This window comes from Variibacter gotjawalensis (assembly GCF_002355335.1).
Classification (GTDB): domain Bacteria; phylum Pseudomonadota; class Alphaproteobacteria; order Rhizobiales; family Xanthobacteraceae; genus Variibacter; species Variibacter gotjawalensis.
This window is the reverse complement of the sequence record NZ_AP014946.1, coordinates 4296156-4311154: the sequence shown is the minus strand read 5'-3', so window position 1 is coordinate 4311154 and position 14999 is coordinate 4296156. Positions and strand designations below refer to the sequence as shown.

At 63.4% G+C, this 14999-nt stretch carries 17 protein-coding genes; 11 read left to right on the top strand and 6 right to left on the bottom strand.

Going from position 1 to position 14999, the window contains the following annotated elements; all coding sequences use genetic code 11:
- Positions 1–3 precede the first annotated feature (3 nt).
- Entirely contained in the window at positions 4–783 is a 780-nt protein-coding gene (locus tag GJW30_RS21130; RefSeq protein WP_157746814.1) for a sulfite exporter TauE/SafE family protein, read from the bottom strand.
- Between the two features lie 115 nt (positions 784–898).
- On the opposite strand from GJW30_RS21130, the gene ruvC reads away from it, so the two are divergent.
- Positions 899–1411: a crossover junction endodeoxyribonuclease RuvC gene (gene ruvC, locus GJW30_RS21125; RefSeq protein ID WP_096358341.1), complete on the top strand. Its 513-nt coding sequence runs from the start codon at positions 899–901 to the stop codon at positions 1409–1411.
- Here ruvC and GJW30_RS21120 read toward each other — a convergent pair.
- Positions 1390–2538 carry an NAD(P)/FAD-dependent oxidoreductase gene (locus GJW30_RS21120; protein ID WP_245408587.1) on the bottom strand — a complete coding sequence of 383 codons (1149 nt, stop codon included), beginning with the start codon at positions 2536–2538 and terminating at the stop codon, positions 1390–1392. The genes ruvC and GJW30_RS21120 overlap by 22 nt on opposite strands.
- 146 nt (positions 2539–2684) lie before the next feature.
- Between GJW30_RS21120 and ruvA the strand changes: the two genes are divergently transcribed.
- The 4 genes from ruvA to ruvB are packed head-to-tail and all read left to right on the top strand — an operon-like array spanning position 2685 to position 5321.
- Positions 2685–3302, top strand: a complete 618-nt coding sequence (gene ruvA, locus GJW30_RS21115) for a Holliday junction branch migration protein RuvA (RefSeq protein WP_096358340.1) — start codon at positions 2685–2687, stop codon at positions 3300–3302.
- Complete coding sequence (locus GJW30_RS21110; protein WP_130364621.1) at positions 3299–3829, top strand: GNAT family N-acetyltransferase; 531 nt, start codon at positions 3299–3301, stop codon at positions 3827–3829. The genes ruvA and GJW30_RS21110 overlap by 4 nt, the downstream gene beginning before the upstream one ends.
- A complete protein-coding gene (locus tag GJW30_RS21105; RefSeq protein WP_096358338.1) occupies positions 3826–4275 on the top strand; it encodes a cytidine deaminase in 450 nt (149 codons plus the stop codon). Before GJW30_RS21110 ends, GJW30_RS21105 begins: the two co-directional genes overlap by 4 nt.
- Complete coding sequence (gene ruvB / locus GJW30_RS21100) at positions 4272–5321, top strand: Holliday junction branch migration DNA helicase RuvB (protein WP_096358337.1); 1050 nt, start codon at positions 4272–4274, stop codon at positions 5319–5321. Before GJW30_RS21105 ends, ruvB begins: the two co-directional genes overlap by 4 nt.
- A 136-nt stretch (positions 5322–5457) precedes the next feature.
- Here ruvB and GJW30_RS21095 read toward each other — a convergent pair whose 3' ends face one another.
- Complete coding sequence (locus GJW30_RS21095; protein WP_096358336.1) at positions 5458–6093, bottom strand: glutathione binding-like protein; 636 nt, start codon at positions 6091–6093, stop codon at positions 5458–5460.
- A 67-nt stretch (positions 6094–6160) separates the two neighbouring features.
- On the opposite strand from GJW30_RS21095, the gene GJW30_RS21090 reads away from it, so the two are divergent.
- Positions 6161–6787, top strand: a complete 627-nt coding sequence (locus tag GJW30_RS21090) for a TetR/AcrR family transcriptional regulator (protein ID WP_096358335.1) — start codon at positions 6161–6163, stop codon at positions 6785–6787.
- Between the two features lie 11 nt (positions 6788–6798).
- Entirely contained in the window at positions 6799–7275 is a 477-nt protein-coding gene (ybgC, locus tag GJW30_RS21085) for a tol-pal system-associated acyl-CoA thioesterase (RefSeq protein WP_430727085.1), read from the top strand.
- Here ybgC and GJW30_RS21080 read toward each other — a convergent pair.
- Together GJW30_RS21080 and GJW30_RS21075 are read right to left on the bottom strand one after the other, a co-directional pair.
- Positions 7248–7898 carry a class GN sortase gene (locus GJW30_RS21080; protein ID WP_096358334.1) on the bottom strand — a complete coding sequence of 217 codons (651 nt, stop codon included), beginning with the start codon at positions 7896–7898 and terminating at the stop codon, positions 7248–7250. The two genes, ybgC and GJW30_RS21080, sit on opposite strands and share 28 nt — an antisense overlap.
- Positions 7895–10183 carry a marine proteobacterial sortase target protein gene (locus GJW30_RS21075; protein ID WP_096358333.1) on the bottom strand — a complete coding sequence of 763 codons (2289 nt, stop codon included), beginning with the start codon at positions 10181–10183 and terminating at the stop codon, positions 7895–7897. The genes GJW30_RS21080 and GJW30_RS21075 overlap by 4 nt, the downstream gene beginning before the upstream one ends.
- Before the next feature lie 222 nt (positions 10184–10405).
- On the opposite strand from GJW30_RS21075, the gene GJW30_RS21070 reads away from it, so the two are divergent.
- The gene (locus GJW30_RS21070) at positions 10406–11182 is read left to right on the top strand and encodes a helix-turn-helix domain-containing protein (protein ID WP_096358332.1); all 777 of its coding nucleotides are present in this window, start codon (positions 10406–10408) and stop codon (positions 11180–11182) included.
- On the opposite strand, the gene GJW30_RS21065 is transcribed toward GJW30_RS21070, so the two are convergent.
- On the bottom strand, positions 11179–12372 hold the full coding sequence (locus GJW30_RS21065) for an MFS transporter (RefSeq protein WP_096358331.1): 1194 nt from the start codon (positions 12370–12372) through the stop codon (positions 11179–11181). The two genes, GJW30_RS21070 and GJW30_RS21065, sit on opposite strands and share 4 nt — an antisense overlap.
- Positions 12373–12625: 253 nt before the next feature.
- Between GJW30_RS21065 and tolQ the strand changes: the two genes are divergently transcribed.
- From tolQ to tolA, 3 genes are all read left to right on the top strand, one after another.
- Positions 12626–13318 (top strand): protein TolQ, encoded by a 693-nt coding sequence (tolQ, locus tag GJW30_RS21060; RefSeq protein WP_096358330.1) that lies wholly within the window; start codon positions 12626–12628, stop codon positions 13316–13318.
- A 108-nt stretch (positions 13319–13426) separates the two neighbouring features.
- On the top strand, positions 13427–13888 hold the full coding sequence (tolR, locus tag GJW30_RS21055; RefSeq protein WP_096358329.1) for a protein TolR: 462 nt from the start codon (positions 13427–13429) through the stop codon (positions 13886–13888).
- Positions 13888–14961, top strand: coding sequence for a cell envelope integrity protein TolA (gene tolA / locus GJW30_RS21050; protein WP_096358328.1), 1074 nt, complete (start codon positions 13888–13890; stop codon positions 14959–14961). Before tolR ends, tolA begins: the two co-directional genes overlap by 1 nt.
- Positions 14962–14999 lie beyond the last annotated feature (38 nt).

Here is a 14999-nt window from a genome sequence, read left to right as displayed (position 1 = left end):
GCGTCACCTCAGCCACGCATCGAAGATCGGCATCGCGGCGAGGCCGGCGAGCAATACGATCACGTAAGCTACGCGGCGATAAGTCTTCTCGGTCGCGAGGTGGAAGAGCTTCGTGCCGCCCCACATCGCCAAGATATGCAGCGGTGCGAAGAGCACCGTGAGCGCTAAAATGTTGGCGGTCAGCAATCCGCGGAAGAAGTACGTGACCACCAGGCCGATCGCGAACAGGAAGAAGTACGCGATAAAATTGGCCCGAACGGTGTTCACGCCGTGCGGACTGCCCAGCCAATAGATCAGCACTGGCGGGCCGGAAATCTGCACTGCACCACCCAATAAGCCGGCCAGAATGCCGACGCCGATCGTGATCAACACATGCGGTTTGCCGGTGTAGCGCCAGCCGGACGCGAGCACCGGTACGATAACCAAGACCGTGATCGAGATCAGCCAGCGGAGCGTCGTCGGCTCGGCATATTGCAGGATCAGCGTGCCGAATTGCGCGGCCGCGATTGCAAACACCGCGATAGGGATGACTTCGCGCCAATTTGCTTGCCGCATCGCGCTGGCAACAAAGGCGAGGCCGGTGACGAAATCGACGAGCAGGAACGTTACGGCACCTATCTTCGGGCCATAGACGGCGCTCATCAGCGGTACATAGATCAAAGCGGAGCCGAAACCCGAGAAGCCGCGTACGGCGCCTGACAGGACCGCGATGCCGACGCCGAGTAGAAATCTCGGATCGGCAACGATTTGCGAGAAGGTCGCGAGCGTCGGCAGTTCGTTCACGGTAAGCCTCAGTGCGGCGTCCCGCATCGGCCGATGCGGCGGCACAGTCAAGGTCGCTTTGCGAAGCGCACCGCCCCGTGAGACATCTAGCGCGTACCGAATCGCAACGAGACGTATGAACCCAGTCCGTATTCTCGGCATCGATCCCGGCCTCCGCCGCACCGGCTGGGGCGTGCTGACCTGCGCGGGCAATCGGCTCAGCTTCATTGCCTGCGGCACCGTCCTGACCGATGACAAGGCCTCGCTCGCCGAACGGCTTGTGATGATCCATGGCGGCCTCGCGAAGATCGTCGCGGAGTTTCAGCCGGACGAAGCCGCGGTCGAGCAGACCTTCGTCAATCGCGACGGGCAATCGACGCTGAAGCTCGGGCAGGCGCGCGGCATCGCGTTGCTCGTTCCGGCGCAGGCGGGTTTGCGGGTCGCCGAATACGCGCCGAACCTCGTGAAGAAGACGGTGGTCGGTGCGGGTCACGCCGAGAAGCAGCAGATCCGCTTAATGATTGGCGTGTTGTTGCCGAAGGCCGACCCGAAAAGCGACGACGCAGCGGACGCACTCGCGATTGCGGTGACGCATGCGCATCACCGCCTTTCGGCTGTCGCGCGCGCTCAGGCCTTGGGAAAAGTGTAAAGATCACCATCGGCGTCGTTGTGGCCGTGCACGGCGTTGCGGATGATTTCTGCGGCGATGCGCGCGTACGACGTGCCGTTGCCGCCATAGCCGAGCGCGGCCCAGCAGTTCGGCATTTGCGGGATCTCACCGATGATCGGCAGGCCTGTCTTCGTCTGGCCGAATGAGCCCGCCCAAGCAAACTCTATGCGCGTGTCAAGCGCGGGTAGGAGTTGCTTGAGCTTGCGCGCCAGCGTCTTGCTCTTGCGCGCGATGAGTTTGTCGCGCTTCTCGTCGTCGGAGAATTCCTCGTCTTCGCCGCCGCAAATGACGCGGCCTTCCGCCGTCGTGCGCACGTAGAGGTACGGATCGGCAGCTTGCCAAATCATCGGTTGGCCGGACCAAAGCCGGCCCGGCTGCGGGTGCGTCGCGATCGCCCACGTGCTGATGATCTGATGCGCTTCCTGCGGCACGTATTTCGGCATTTCGTAGCCGGTCGCCATCACGAGATAACGGCACGTGATGCGGTGACCACCATGTGCTGTCGCGACGACGCTGCGTGGTTTGGCTCGCACGTCGACGATGTCGCACCGGTCGAAAATGCGCGCCTTGTTCTCAATTGCGTTGGCGAGGAGCGCGCGTGTTGTCTTGCGCGGATCGATCGTGAGGCTGCCGTGGCTCTGTAGTGCGGCGTTTGCGCGAACACCAAATTTGTCAGAAAGCGCAGCGCGGCCGAGCGTATACGAGTCGATGCCGATCGTTCGGCGCGCTACGCTTTCGCGCTCAAGACCTTTCGCGTCGAGCACGTTGCCGGCGAGATAGAGCGTGTCGCGACGCGCGACGTCGGCAATGCCAAGCTCCGCAACGAGGTCCGCAATCGAGTCGACGGCGAGCCGTGATCTGCGCCAAGCACGAGCAGCTTTGTCGGCGCCGATCTTGCGCGTCAAGATCGTCAGCGGTGTGTCGATCTCGTATTGCAGAAGCGCTGTGCTCGCGAGCGTCGCTCCCTCGGCCGGGCCACGCCGGTCGGCGATCACGACCTTGATGCCGTCTGCGGCGAGGGCCTGCGCGGTCAGTGCGCCGGTGATCCCGGCGCCGACGACCAGCACATCGGTCGTCAGATCGCGGTCGAGACGCTCCGTTTCCACGGGGGTTGCTCGGCGGCCCTTCCAGACCGGGACGCCTGTGCGTAAGTTTCTGTACTGGGAAATCATCTGCTGGTCCGAGAGGGGCCGAGCGGGTACAACACGCAACCCACTAAAATGATCCGGATGGGCTGGGCAGTTGCGCGCGTATGATCGGTAAGCTCAAGGGAATCATCGATTCTTACGGCGAGGACTTCGCGATCGTCGATGTCGGCGGCGTCGGCTATGTGGTGCATTGCTCGACCCGGACGTTGCAAGCCTTGCCTCAGGCGGGCGAGCCGGCGGTGTTGTCGATCGAGACGCATGTCCGCGAGGACCAGATCAAGCTCTTCGGCTTCACGAGCGACGCGGAACGCGAATGGTTCCGCCTCCTGCAGACCGTGCAGGGCGTCGGCACGCGCGTCGCGCTCTCGGTGCTCAGCACCTTGAAGCCGGCCGATCTCGCTAACGCGGTCGCCATGCGGGACAAGGCCGCGGTGGCGCGAACACCCGGCGTCGGCCCGAAGGTTGCCGAGCGCATCGTCACTGAGCTCAAGGACAAAGCCCCGGCTTTTGCGGATATCGACCCCGCCGTGGCGCGGCTTTCCGGCGCTTTGGACGAAAAACGGGCGCCGCAGCCGCTCGCCGATGCGGTTTCGGCCTTAGTCAATCTGGGCTATGGACAGCCGCAGGCCGCCGCAGCAATCTCGGCCGCCGCGCGGGAAGCCGGCGAGGGTGCGGAGACGGCCAAGTTGATCCGATTGGGGCTCAAGGAGCTGGCTAAGTGAGCGAGCGTGGGGTGAGCGAGACGCCGGCGGAGCCCGTGAAGGTGCCGGGCGCGGCCTTCGAGATCCGCGAGATGAAGGATCGCGACGAACTCGAGGCCCTGCTGCGCATGCGCTGGCCGGGTTCGGAATTGATCATCGGCGGCCAATTCGTGCGGCCGGAGGATGTCGAAAGCTTTGGTGCGTTCGCGGACGGACGCCTGCATGGCATGGCGACATGGCGAACGGTCGGACGTGTGATGCATATCGTAGCGGTCAATGCGTTCACGGACCTCAAAGGGGTCGGCATTGGCCTGATCGACGCCATGGTCGCCCACGGCAAGAATGCCGGCATGTCGACGCTGCGCGCGACGATAACCAACGACAACACAATCGCGATGCGTTTCTATCAGAAGCGCGGCTTTCGGATGACCGCACTGCATCCCGGGATGATCGACGCGATGCGCGCGATCAAGCCGACAATCCCGGAGGTCGGCCTCGACGGCATCCCGATCCACGACGAAGTCGAGTTAGAATTGGACTTGCGATGAAGGGTGCACGCCAGACGCCGGCGTCCTCTGCGATCAACGATAGCGATGCCGAGCTGATCGCGGCGGCGACCAAAGCCATCAGCGAACGCTATCGCAACGATTGGCAAGAGGTCGGCGCCGCGATGCGCACCCGCGACGGCCGTATCGTGACGGGCGTCAACATCGACGCTTACATCGGGCGGATCGCGGTGTGCGCAGAAGCGATTGCGATCGGCCGTTCGATTACCGAGACCGGCGATCATGGGATCGAGACGATTGTCGCGGTGCGCCATCCAAAGCCCGGCGAAGGTGGATCGATCGCCGTGGTGTCGCCGTGTGGCATTTGCCGCGAGCTCATTCACGACTACGATCCGAAAGCGCGCGTGATCGTGCCGAACGGCGGCGCACCCGCCGTGACGACGATCGGAGAACTCCTGCCGAACAAATATCGTAGAGGCGCCGAATGAATACGCCGGGGCGCCTGGTGACGCCGGAGCGTCGTGAGGACGACACGGCCGATACGTCGTTGCGTCCGCAAAACCTGTCGGAATTCATCGGGCAGCGCCAGGCGCGTGCCAATATGAGCGTCTTCATCGAAGCGGCGCGGCAGCGGAAAGAAGCGCTCGACCACGTGTTGTTCGTCGGGCCGCCCGGGCTTGGCAAGACGACATTGGCGCAGATCGTTTCGCGTGAACTCGGCGTGAACTTTCGCGCGACCTCCGGACCGGTGATTGCGAAGGCCGGCGATCTTGCTGCGCTGCTGACGAACCTCGAAGACCGCGACGTTCTTTTCATCGACGAAATCCATCGTCTCAATCCGCATGTCGAGGAAGTGCTCTATCCTGCGATGGAGGATTTTCAGCTCGACCTCATTATCGGCGAAGGTCCAGCCGCGCGTTCGGTGAAAATCGACCTTGCGCGCTTCACGCTCGTTGGTGCGACGACACGAGCCGGTCTGCTGACAACGCCGCTACGCGATCGCTTCGGCATTCCGATCCGTTTGAATTTTTACGATGTCGACGAATTGGAGCTGATCGTCAAACGCGGTGCGCGCGTGCTCGGCATCGGCATAACGGAAGAGGGCGCGAATGAAATCGCGCGGCGCGCGCGCGGAACGCCGCGCATTGCGGGGCGGCTGCTGCGCCGTGTGCGCGATTTTGCGCTGGTCGATGGAGCCGAGAAGATCGATCGCAAGCTTGCCGACAAGGCGCTGCTGCAGCTCGAAGTCGATGCGGCTGGGCTCGACGCGATGGATCGGCGCTATCTCCAGATGATCGCAGTGAACTATGGGGGCGGTCCGGTCGGCATCGAGACGATCGCGGCCGGATTGTCGGAGCCGCGCGACGCGTTGGAAGATATCGTCGAGCCATTTCTGATTCAGAAGGGTTTCGTGCAGCGCACGCCGCGCGGGCGTCTGCTCACCGGGCACGCATTCCGGCATCTCGGACTTGCGGAACCGCAACGCGATCCGTCGCAGTTTCAGTTGTTCGGCGGGACTGATCCGGACGAGTGAAAGTAAAGTCACAGCGTCAGCGACTTATCTCCGTCATGGCCCGCTTCATGCGGGCCATCCACGTCTTCCCAGCGCTAAAAAAAGCAAGACGTGGATGGCCCGGACGAGCCGGGCCATGGCGTCTAACTTCGTGCCTTCACGCCGCTTTGTGGCGCTCTTGTTCTTCCGCATACATTTTCAGCTCTTCGCCCAGAGCGCGTGAGACGCTTGGGCGCTGCTTCAGCTTCGCCATATACGCGGTGATCGCCGGATACTTCCGTAAATCGATCGGCGTTGCGCGCGACCAGTGCAACACCGTGAACAGGTAAGCATCGGCGACGCTGAATGCGTCCAATAGGAAATCGCGGCCGGTCAACGTTTGATCGATGATGCCAAGACGGGCATGCGCGATATCGAGCGCATAAGTCTTCGCTTCTTTTGGCATCTTCGCGGAGAGAAGCGGCGTATAGACCGCCTTGTGCAGTTCGCTGCTGACGTAGGACAGCCACTGCTGCAGGCGGACACGCGGCGTGCCGTTCTTCGGCGCAAGATGCGCGTCCGGATACTGATCGGCGATGTACTGCAGGATCGCGACATTCTCAGTGACGATGGTGCCATCGTCGGTGCGCAGCGAGGGCACAAAGCCGAGCGGGTTGATGGAGAGATAGTCGGTACCGTCCGGCAGCGTCTTCGTCTTGCCGTCCCGATACGTGTAGGTCACCTTCGCGTCGGCCTCATAAAGCGCTATGCGCGACGCCATCGAGCAGGCCAGGGGTGCATAAAACAGTTCCATCAGCGTCCTCCTATTGATTTTTGTACTGTTCCGTATGAAATAGGGGCCGTCAAGGATTTCTTGCGATATGGTACAAAAATCTGTCAGCAGCGAAGCGAAGCGGCGCGGGCGCCCGCGCGCCTATGATCCCGCCGTTGCGATCGAGCAGGCGGCCGCTGTGTTCTGGAAAGCCGGTTACGCCGGCACGTCGCTCGACGATCTCGCGGCGGCGACCGGAATGAACCGGCCGAGTCTCTATGCGGCGTTCGGCGACAAGCGGGAGCTGTATCTCAAGACGCTCGAATTCTATCGGACGCGGAATCGCGATCTGATCAAGCGCGCGCTGGCGGGTGAACCGCCGCTGCGCGAGTTGTTGCAACGCATTTATGCTGGCGCGCTGGATATCTACTACGCGGGCGATGACGGCGCGCGCGGCTGCTACACGATCGGCACGGCGACGACGGTGGCGGCCGTCGACGAAGGCGTGCGAGAATTTCTGGCGCAAAGCTTCTCCAGCACGGACGCGTTCTTCTTCCAGCACATTGTCGCTGCGCAGAAGCGCGGCGAGATTTCGGCTCCGGCCGATCCTGCTGCTCTGGCCGCGCTGACCACCGCGACATTGCATACACTCGCGGTGCGTTCACGCGCGCAGGTTCCGCGTGCCGAGCTGGAGAAGATCGTCACATCGGCCCTTGCGGTGATTTGCGCGAAGTAGCCGACGGCGCTATGCCGTCGCGCATGCAAAATGCTCTCGACGGCGAAATCCGTAACGGCACGCACGAGCAGCTCGTGCGTGTTTATTACGAAGATACGGACTTCTCCGGCATCGTTTATCACGCCAACTATCTGCGCTTCATGGAGCGCGGGCGGACGAACTATCTGCGTCTGCTCGGCACCGACCATCGCGCGCTGTTCGAAGAGACGAGCGCGGAAGCGCCTGGCTTCGCATTTGTGGTGCGCGGCATGAAGTTGGAGTTTCTGCTGCCGGCGCGGATGGACGATCTACTGCTCGTGCGGACGACGCCGCACGAGGTGAAGGGCGCATCGATCATGCTGCATCAAGAGGTGCTGCGCGGTGACGACAAGTTGCTGATTGCCGACGTGCGCGTCGCCTTCATCGCCGGCGGCAAAGCGCAGCGGATTCCAAAACCGCTGCGCATCGCGATGCAGGCGGATCAGGACGCCTCGGCGAACACCAAGTAACGCAGCGGACCCTGCGTTTTTCCATCGAGCGGCCAGCAGGTGACGAGGACGAGATTGCGGCCGCTCGCCTGCGGGTCGATCTCGGCTTCGTCCCACCGGGCGACCGCGGTGCGGGTCACGCGGAAGGTGACGCGAACGCCGTCGCGGCGTGTCACGCGGATTTCGTCGCCGACCTGGACGCGGCCGAGGAAACGGAAATGCGTGTCGCGATGCGCCGAATAGACGGCGGTGCCGCGCTCGCCGGCCTCCGGCGTGTTCTCGAGCTGGCCGGGACCAAAGGCGAGTGCTTGTCCGCTTGAGCCCGCGAGCACGATGGAGCTCTCGTGCAAGCGTAGGACTTCGACGCGCGCGACCGGCCACGTGTCGGCCCAGCTCCACGGTTTTGTCGACCGCCCGGTCGAGATGGTTTCCGAGAAAGCGCGGTCGAGGAGGATCTGCGCGAGGATCGCCTTGGCGTGGATGTAACCAGCTTGCCCGACGAGGGTGAGGCCGGTGGCGAGGAGGAGAGCCGCGATGGCGATCTTCGTTCTGCTTCGCCGCAGCCCCTCACCCGTCGCGCTTTGCGCGCCACCTTCTCCCCGCAAGCGGGGAGAAGGAACGGAGTATGACGCGATGGTGTTCATCGCGAGAGCCGCACAACGCCGCGGCCGAAGCCCATCAGCAGCAGGCTGATCAGGCACAGCAGGAGGCCGAACCAGAGACGCAATTCGGCATCGGTCGCGGTCTGCGGCAGACGGACCGTCGTCGGCGTCGCCTGCGCGGCTTGCGGAGCGGCCGCCTTCTGGATCGGAAGCTGAGCGTATTGCGCACGCACCTTCTGCTGATCGGCGCGACGCTGCTCCGGCTCTCCGTCCGGCGTGACGGCCGGGCGATTCTCGTTCGCATTGCCGCTATCGCCGAACACGAGATCGAAGTCCCAGCCTTCCGGCAGGTTGAGCGGAACCTCGGTGCGGGTGAGGCGTGTGCCGGCGGGACGCGACGGCGTCTCGTCGATTGCAACGAGGGAGGTGAGGCGCGTCACCAGACTGTGCTCGAGCGCGAGCTTGAGGATCGCGGCATCGGCAGCTTCCGGCGTCGCGGTGCGCGTCGTGCGCGAAACCTCGGTATCGTCGATCTTGCGGCGGGCCCAAACTTTCGAAAGGCCTTTGCCTTCGGCCGCACCGGCGAGCGGCAGCGTCACGCTCCACGGCTGATCGCCGATCGTGCCCGTGATGACGAGTTCACCGGACAGCGAGCCGACACGCGCCGCAACGACCAGAGGCTCGCCGCGATAGAGATCCGGTAAACTCTCAGGCGTGACGTCCGCGCCGTTTACCGTGAACTTGGCGACGAGGTTCGTTACCGCAGGGCTTTCGAGCTTCTCGAACAGCGAGCGCATGCGCGTCTCGACCTGATCGGTGGAGCCGATATGCGTGAAGGTGCCGCGGCCGAGTTCGGATGCGCGCGTCATCAGATACGAGTTCGGCGCCGAGCCGATGCCGACCATGAAGACACGCGAGCGGCCGCGCAAAGCCGTGATCGTCTCGAACAACTGCTGCTCGTTGCCGATCGCGCCGTCGGTCAGGAATACGACCTGGCGGAGAAATTTGCCATCGCTGCCGCGCGGGTCGGTCAGTGCAGCTTTCATCGCGGGCACCATTTCGGTGCCGCCCTTCGCCTGCAGGCTGTCGACATAGCGCTTGGCTTGGCCAATGTGTTCGGCGTCGGCCGGCACTGTGTCCTGGAACAGCACCGTCAGCGTGTCGTCGAAGCGGACGATGTTGAAGCGGTCGGTCGGCTTGAGGCGGCCGAGAGCGTAGATGAGGCTCGCTTTTGCCTGCACCATCGAGGTGCCGCCCATCGAGCCGGAATTGTCGACAACGAGAATGACTTCACGCGGCCGATTGTCTTCTGTCGCGGCACCGGTCGGCGGCGTCACGTAAGCGAGGACGTAGTCGCTGCCTGCGACGCGCTCGCGGAAGAGGCCGACGGACGGCGCTTGTTGTGCGGCCGGCTTCCACGTGAGTTCGAAATCGCGATCGGCCGGCACCGGACCTTCAGCGAGCTTGACGATGCGCGCATCGCCATCGGCTTCGGTCTTCACGGCGTGATGGTGGCTCTTGAGCTCGCCGAGCGGGAAGCCGGCTGCAACGCGCACGGTGATTTGCACCGGATTGATCTTGCCTTGCTTACGCGGATCGAGGACCGGCGGCTCGATGCGTTCGCGGTCCGGAACGTTGGTCGAATTGCCCCAGCCGCTGCCGGGCGTGAAGTCGACCGTCTGTGCGATCGGCTTGCCGTTGTAGCGCGGGCCGACGACGAGCGGGATGCGCAGCGAATACTCATTGCCGATGTGGCGGATCGGTTCTTGGTATTCGATCTGTACGACGATGGTTTCGCCTGGGCCGATATTGGCAACCGAGTTCGTGAAGATGTTCGGGCGTTCCTGCTCGACGAGGCTCGCTTTCTGTCCGGCTTCCTTCGCCTTCTCGTAGATCACCTTCGCGGCCTGCCGCTCCTTTATCGAGCCGACGACGACGCGATCGCCGACGACCATCTTGAGCGTATCGACCGCACTGCCTTCCGGCAGCGGATAGACGTAGACGGCTTCGACCCAACCGTCGGTCGGGTTGTGGAAGATCTGCGTGATGCGGGTGCGCGCCGTCGGTCCACTCACCGTGACGTCGACGTCGGTTGCGACGCGCGGTGCGCCGACATAACGGCCTTCCTGGTTCGTCTTGAGCAGCAGCGAGCCGGCACGGACTTCGCCCGGTTTGACGAAGATCGGCGCTTGTGCGGCGCGCGCCGGCAGTGCGAACAGCGCCGCGAGAACCATGACGACGAAGAAGAGGATTGCGGGCGCCGAGATCGCCAGCCATTCGGCGATGGTCGGCGCTCGGTGCTGTGTCGGAAGCGAATACGTATGCATGCGGTAACCCCTATGGCGGTCTGTCGCTTGGAAAGCCGCACACTCGTTGTGAGGCGCATTCGCTTTGTCCGGTGAGCGTCTTGTCTGCCCTTTTGCGGCCGTGAACCGTCCAAACACGCCATAGGAGAGCCGCAGTTGTGCGGATATGTGCGGACCAGTCCGGGGTCAGACCGGACGCTTCGGCCGTTCCCGGCCGAGGTTTCCACTGCGCTGGGGGTTGGATTGAGTATCAGTTCCGAAGCAGAACTCTCCGAAGAGCAAAGTCGCGCCATCGCGGCGACAGTCCGGGAAGAACTCGCGCGGCGGCGCATGTCGCGTCAGCGTTTGGCGGACGACGCGAAGATCAGCATTTCGACATTGGAGAAGGCGCTCGCGGGACGGCGGCCTTTCACGCTGGCGACGACGATCCGTTTAGAGCAAGCGCTGTCGGTGCCGCTGCGCACGCGCAAGGCGGAGCCGATCCAGCCGCCATCGCCTCCGCTTGCATCGCTCGGCGTCGCGCCCGGCGATCTCGGTTACTACTCGCGTCCCGCGGTGGCGTGGATCGAAGGCGAGTATCTTACGATCCGTCCGTCCTTCGGCGATGCGAATGCGATGTATGCGTATCGCACGCTGATCAGTTGGGACGAGGAGGGCTCATGCCTGCGCTTCCGCGAAAGCGAGCGCATGGATGCGGCCTTCACGCAGTTCGGCTCGGTTTCGGTGCCGAACCAATCCGGCCACATCTATCTCGTCACCAACCGACACGGTCAGTATCGCCTCATCATTGCGGCGCGGCCGACGATCGCAGGCGAGATGTACGGCATCCTTACGACGCTGCAGGTCGAACGCGGCTCGCAGCTTATTCCGGTCGCGGCACCGATCGCGTTCATTCCGCTGCAGAGTATGGGCGAGTGTGCTTTCGGCCGCATCGTCGAAGGCGATCGCGACTACGCGCGTTATCGTAGTTTCCTCAAGCGCACGACGAACGAGCCTTTCGCGCGGTTTCTGCCGGGCTAACTCGGCGGACGACGCGACCACGCCAGCGCGAGCGGGCCGAGCGCGACGACTGCGCCCATGACGAGGAATGCGAGCGTCCAACCGAATGTCGTCATCTGGCCGCCGCCGAGATCGATCGCGGCGCCGCTCGCCCAACCGCCAGACGCTGCAAGCCCGAAACCGACCGTCGAATGCAGCGCCATCGTGGCTCCGCGATTTTCCGGCACGGCGGCGATGGTCATGCCGGATGTCAGCGCGCCCGAATCCGCATTGACGGTGAACGCTTGCAGGATGATCAGCGGCAGCAAGATCCACGGCGATGCGCCGGCAAGAATTCCGACCATCGCGGTGACGATCGCGGATGTCGTCATGACGACGGTCAGCACGCGATGGCGGCCGAAGCGGAGCGCGGCTTCGTTGCCCAGAATGCTGGCGGGCGCGGCAATCACCGTGACGATCACGCTGACGGCGATCGGCGACAGCAAGTTGTTTCCCGGATTGTTCGCGAGCACGAAGGTCCAGAACGCGACGATCCACGTGCGCACGCCGTAAAGTTCGAAGCAGTGTGCGCCGTAGCCGAGAATGTAGCCGAGCGCTGGGCGATTGCGCAGCACGGGGCGGATCGCGATCTTCGCGCCTTGCGTCGCGGGGCGCACGGGCGTGAGCAGAAACGCCGTCACGACCATCAGCAGCGGCGGGATGCCGGTGACGAAGAAGGCGGCGCGCCAGCCCCACGCGTCGGCGACGACTTGCGAGACGAGAAACGAAAGTCCGACTCCGAACGAATATGCGGATGTGTAGAAGACGACGCCGCGCGAGCTTTCGCCGGGCGGCATGCGATCGGTCAGTGCCTTGAGGCCCGGCATGTAAGCGCCGCCAAAGCCGATGCCGGTGAGGCCCCACAGAAGACAAGCCGACCAGAAGCCGTTGGCGAAGAGACCGAAGGCGATCGCTCCGGCAAAATTGAGCGCCGAGCCGGCGAGGAGGATCAGCCGGGCGTCGAAGCGGTCGGTCAGCGTCGCGAGGATCGGAACCGCGAGCATGTAGCCGACCGTGTAACTCGAGGCCATGATCCCGGCCTCGGTCGCGCTTAGACCCCACAAGGGAATCAGATGACCCGCCATGATGGCCGAAACGGCCACGTGCGGTACCAGGTTGCCAACCTGGCCGATGCACAACGCGATGATGAGAGGGCGTCCGCTGAGGGTCATCGCATTGTCAGACTTAGCGTTTCCATTGGTTTCTTATTGGCCGGTAACTCGCCCTTAACCACGAATAGGGCTGTCTAGCCCGTGATGCTATCGGCCTGACGCCGTAGTTTGAACAAGTTTCGCCGGGATTCGGTACCCGTCCCGGACGGGGACAGGGATTCCGAAGACAATTTGCCCGCGCCGGCGCTGCCTCTGATGGCGCGTGTCTGGACGGGATTTTTTGGGCAGGCCCAATGGGCCGAAGGGACACGATATGGAACAGGCGGCTCTGCCTCCCCCGGATATGTCGCTGATTGCGCTGTTCTGGCAGGCGCATTTCATCGTCAAGTTGGTGATGCTCGGCCTGGTGGCCGCCTCGGTCTGGGTTTGGGCCATCGTCATCGACAAGACGTTTCTGTTCGCCCGCACGCGGCGCGCGATGAACCAGTTCGAGAACGCGTTCTGGTCGGGGCAGTCGCTCGAGGAGCTCTACCGTACGGTTTCGGCGAAACCTGCGCATTCGATGGCAGCTCTGTTCGTTGCCGCGATGCGCGAGTGGAAGCGCTCGTTCGAAGGCCAGGCGCGCTCCTTCGCCGGCTTGCAGATGCGCATCGAGAAGGTGATGGATGTCACCGTCGCGCGCGAAGTCGAGCGCATGGAGAAAAGCCTTCTAGTGCTCGCGACGGTCGGCTCGGCCGGTCCGTTCATCGGCCTGTTCGGCACCGTCTGGGGCATCATGACGAGCTTCCAGTCGATCGCGGCCTCGAAGAACACTTCGTTAGCGGTTGTGGCGCCGGGCATCGCGGAAGCGCTGTTTGCGACGGCCGTGGGCCTCATTGCGGCCATTCCGGCGACTATTTTCTACAATAAGTTCATCGCCGAGGTGAACAAGCAGACCCAGCGTCTCGAAGGGTTTGCGGACGAGTTCTCCGCGATCCTGTCGCGGCAAATCGACGAGCGGGCGTAAGGCGCATGATCAGGAAAAGTGGATACCGGTTTTCCGTCCGATCATGCGCGTGGCTAAAACACGCGCATTGCTCGGCGGCAACGAACGGGCACGGGGCTTAGGAGCGCAATGGGCGCAGGATCAATCGGCGGATCTAAGGGCGGACGCCGGCGCGGTAGGCGCAGCGGCAGCCGTCCGGTCATGTCCGAGATCAACGTCACGCCGATGGTCGACGTGATGCTCGTGCTGCTGATCATCTTCATGGTGGCGGCGCCGCTGTTGACGGTCGGCGTGCCCATCGATCTGCCACAGACGCAGGCTAAGGGCCTCGACCAGGATCGCGAACCGCTGACGGTTTCGGTCAATCCGAAGGGTCAAGTCTTCTTGATGAATTCCGAGATCAAGATCGACGAACTGGTGCCCAAGCTGCAGGCGATTATCCAGGCCCGCGGCGGCAGCACCGAAGAGCGCATCTATGTGCGCGGCGATCGCAATGTGAATTATGGTATGGTCATGCAGGTGATGGGCCGGCTTTCAGTTGCCGGCTACAAGCGCGTGGCGCTCGTAACGGAAGTCGAGCAGGGCTCCTGATGAAGGTGAACTGGCGCGAGAACAAGCATGTGATCGCATCGGGCGTCGCTCACGCGTCGATCCTGGTCTTCATGCTGCTTTCGTTCGCGCCGCAGCCTTTCAAGGCCGAAGCCAGCTCCGGCATGCCGGTCGACGTTATCTCGGCCAGCGAATTCAATCAGATGACGAAGCCGAACAAGGTGACGTCGCCGAAGCCGATCGTCGAGAAGAAGGCGCCGGAAGCAAAGCCCGTCGAAATTCGCGACGCCGAGATTTCCGATTTGCCGGACGTTCAGGCACCGGCTCCGCAAGCCAGCGTGCCGCTGCCGGCTGCTCCTCCGCCGGAGCCGAAGAAGGAAGCCGAGAAGCCGCCGGAACCGAAGAAGGCTGAGAAGCCTCCGGAGCCGAAGCCGCCCGAGCCGAAGAAAATCGAGAAGCCGCCCGAGCCGGAAAAGCCGGACGCCGAAGCGCTCGCGCGCGCCGCGATCGAGAAGCAGCGCCAGGAAGCCGCGAAGGCCGAGGCTGAGCGCAAGAAGGCCGAGCAGCAGCGCAAGCTCGCAGAAGCTAAGAAGCTCGAAGAGCAGAAGAAGGCCGAAGAGCGGAAGCGTGCCGAGCAGGAGCGCATCAAGCTTGCGAAGCTCGCCGAGCAGAAATCCGAAGACAAATCGCAGTTCGACTCGAGCGCGATTCAGAATCTTCTCGATAAGCGCAAGCCGCGCCGCCAGGCCGCGACGGGCGAAGAAGTGAACACCGCTGCCACTGCGCCGGCCGCCGGTGCTGCAGGCGCGGCGATGAGCGGCAATGATTGGAATCGCTTCATTGCGCGTATGCGCGATTGCTGGACGCCGCCGGACGGGCAGGACGTGCGCAACATCGCGGTCGTGCTCCGTATCCGCATGAACAAGGACGGCACGCTGTCGGCCGATCCGCAGCTTGTCGATCGCGTCGCGGGTTCCGGCTATCAGGTCGCCGCCGACGCCGCGATGCGCGCCGTCAAAGGCTGCGCGCCGTACACGTTCATGCCGACTGCGAAATACGAGCAGTGGAAAGATTTTGAAATCAACTTCGATCCGCGGCAGATGAATCGCGGATGACGCTGCGTTCATGGCGCGGGTGATGAGTTTGCACCGCG

Coding starts and splice junctions, on each gene's coding strand:
- ruvC (WP_096358341.1), top strand. CDS start 899: ATGAACCCAGTCCGTATTCTCGGCATCGATCCCGGCCTCCGCCGCACC.
- ruvA (WP_096358340.1), top strand. CDS start 2,685: ATGATCGGTAAGCTCAAGGGAATCATCGATTCTTACGGCGAGGACTTC.
- GJW30_RS21105 (WP_096358338.1), top strand. CDS start 3,826: ATGAAGGGTGCACGCCAGACGCCGGCGTCCTCTGCGATCAACGATAGC.
- ruvB (WP_096358337.1), top strand. CDS start 4,272: ATGAATACGCCGGGGCGCCTGGTGACGCCGGAGCGTCGTGAGGACGAC.
- GJW30_RS21095 (WP_096358336.1), bottom strand. CDS start 6,093: ATGGAACTGTTTTATGCACCCCTGGCCTGCTCGATGGCGTCGCGCATA.
- GJW30_RS21090 (WP_096358335.1), top strand. CDS start 6,161: ATGGTACAAAAATCTGTCAGCAGCGAAGCGAAGCGGCGCGGGCGCCCG.
- ybgC (WP_430727085.1), top strand. CDS start 6,799: ATGCCGTCGCGCATGCAAAATGCTCTCGACGGCGAAATCCGTAACGGC.
- GJW30_RS21080 (WP_096358334.1), bottom strand. CDS start 7,898: ATGAACACCATCGCGTCATACTCCGTTCCTTCTCCCCGCTTGCGGGGA.
- GJW30_RS21075 (WP_096358333.1), bottom strand. CDS start 10,183: ATGCATACGTATTCGCTTCCGACACAGCACCGAGCGCCGACCATCGCC.
- GJW30_RS21065 (WP_096358331.1), bottom strand. CDS start 12,372: ATGACCCTCAGCGGACGCCCTCTCATCATCGCGTTGTGCATCGGCCAG.
- tolQ (WP_096358330.1), top strand. CDS start 12,626: ATGGAACAGGCGGCTCTGCCTCCCCCGGATATGTCGCTGATTGCGCTG.
- tolR (WP_096358329.1), top strand. CDS start 13,427: ATGGGCGCAGGATCAATCGGCGGATCTAAGGGCGGACGCCGGCGCGGT.
- tolA (WP_096358328.1), top strand. CDS start 13,888: ATGAAGGTGAACTGGCGCGAGAACAAGCATGTGATCGCATCGGGCGTC.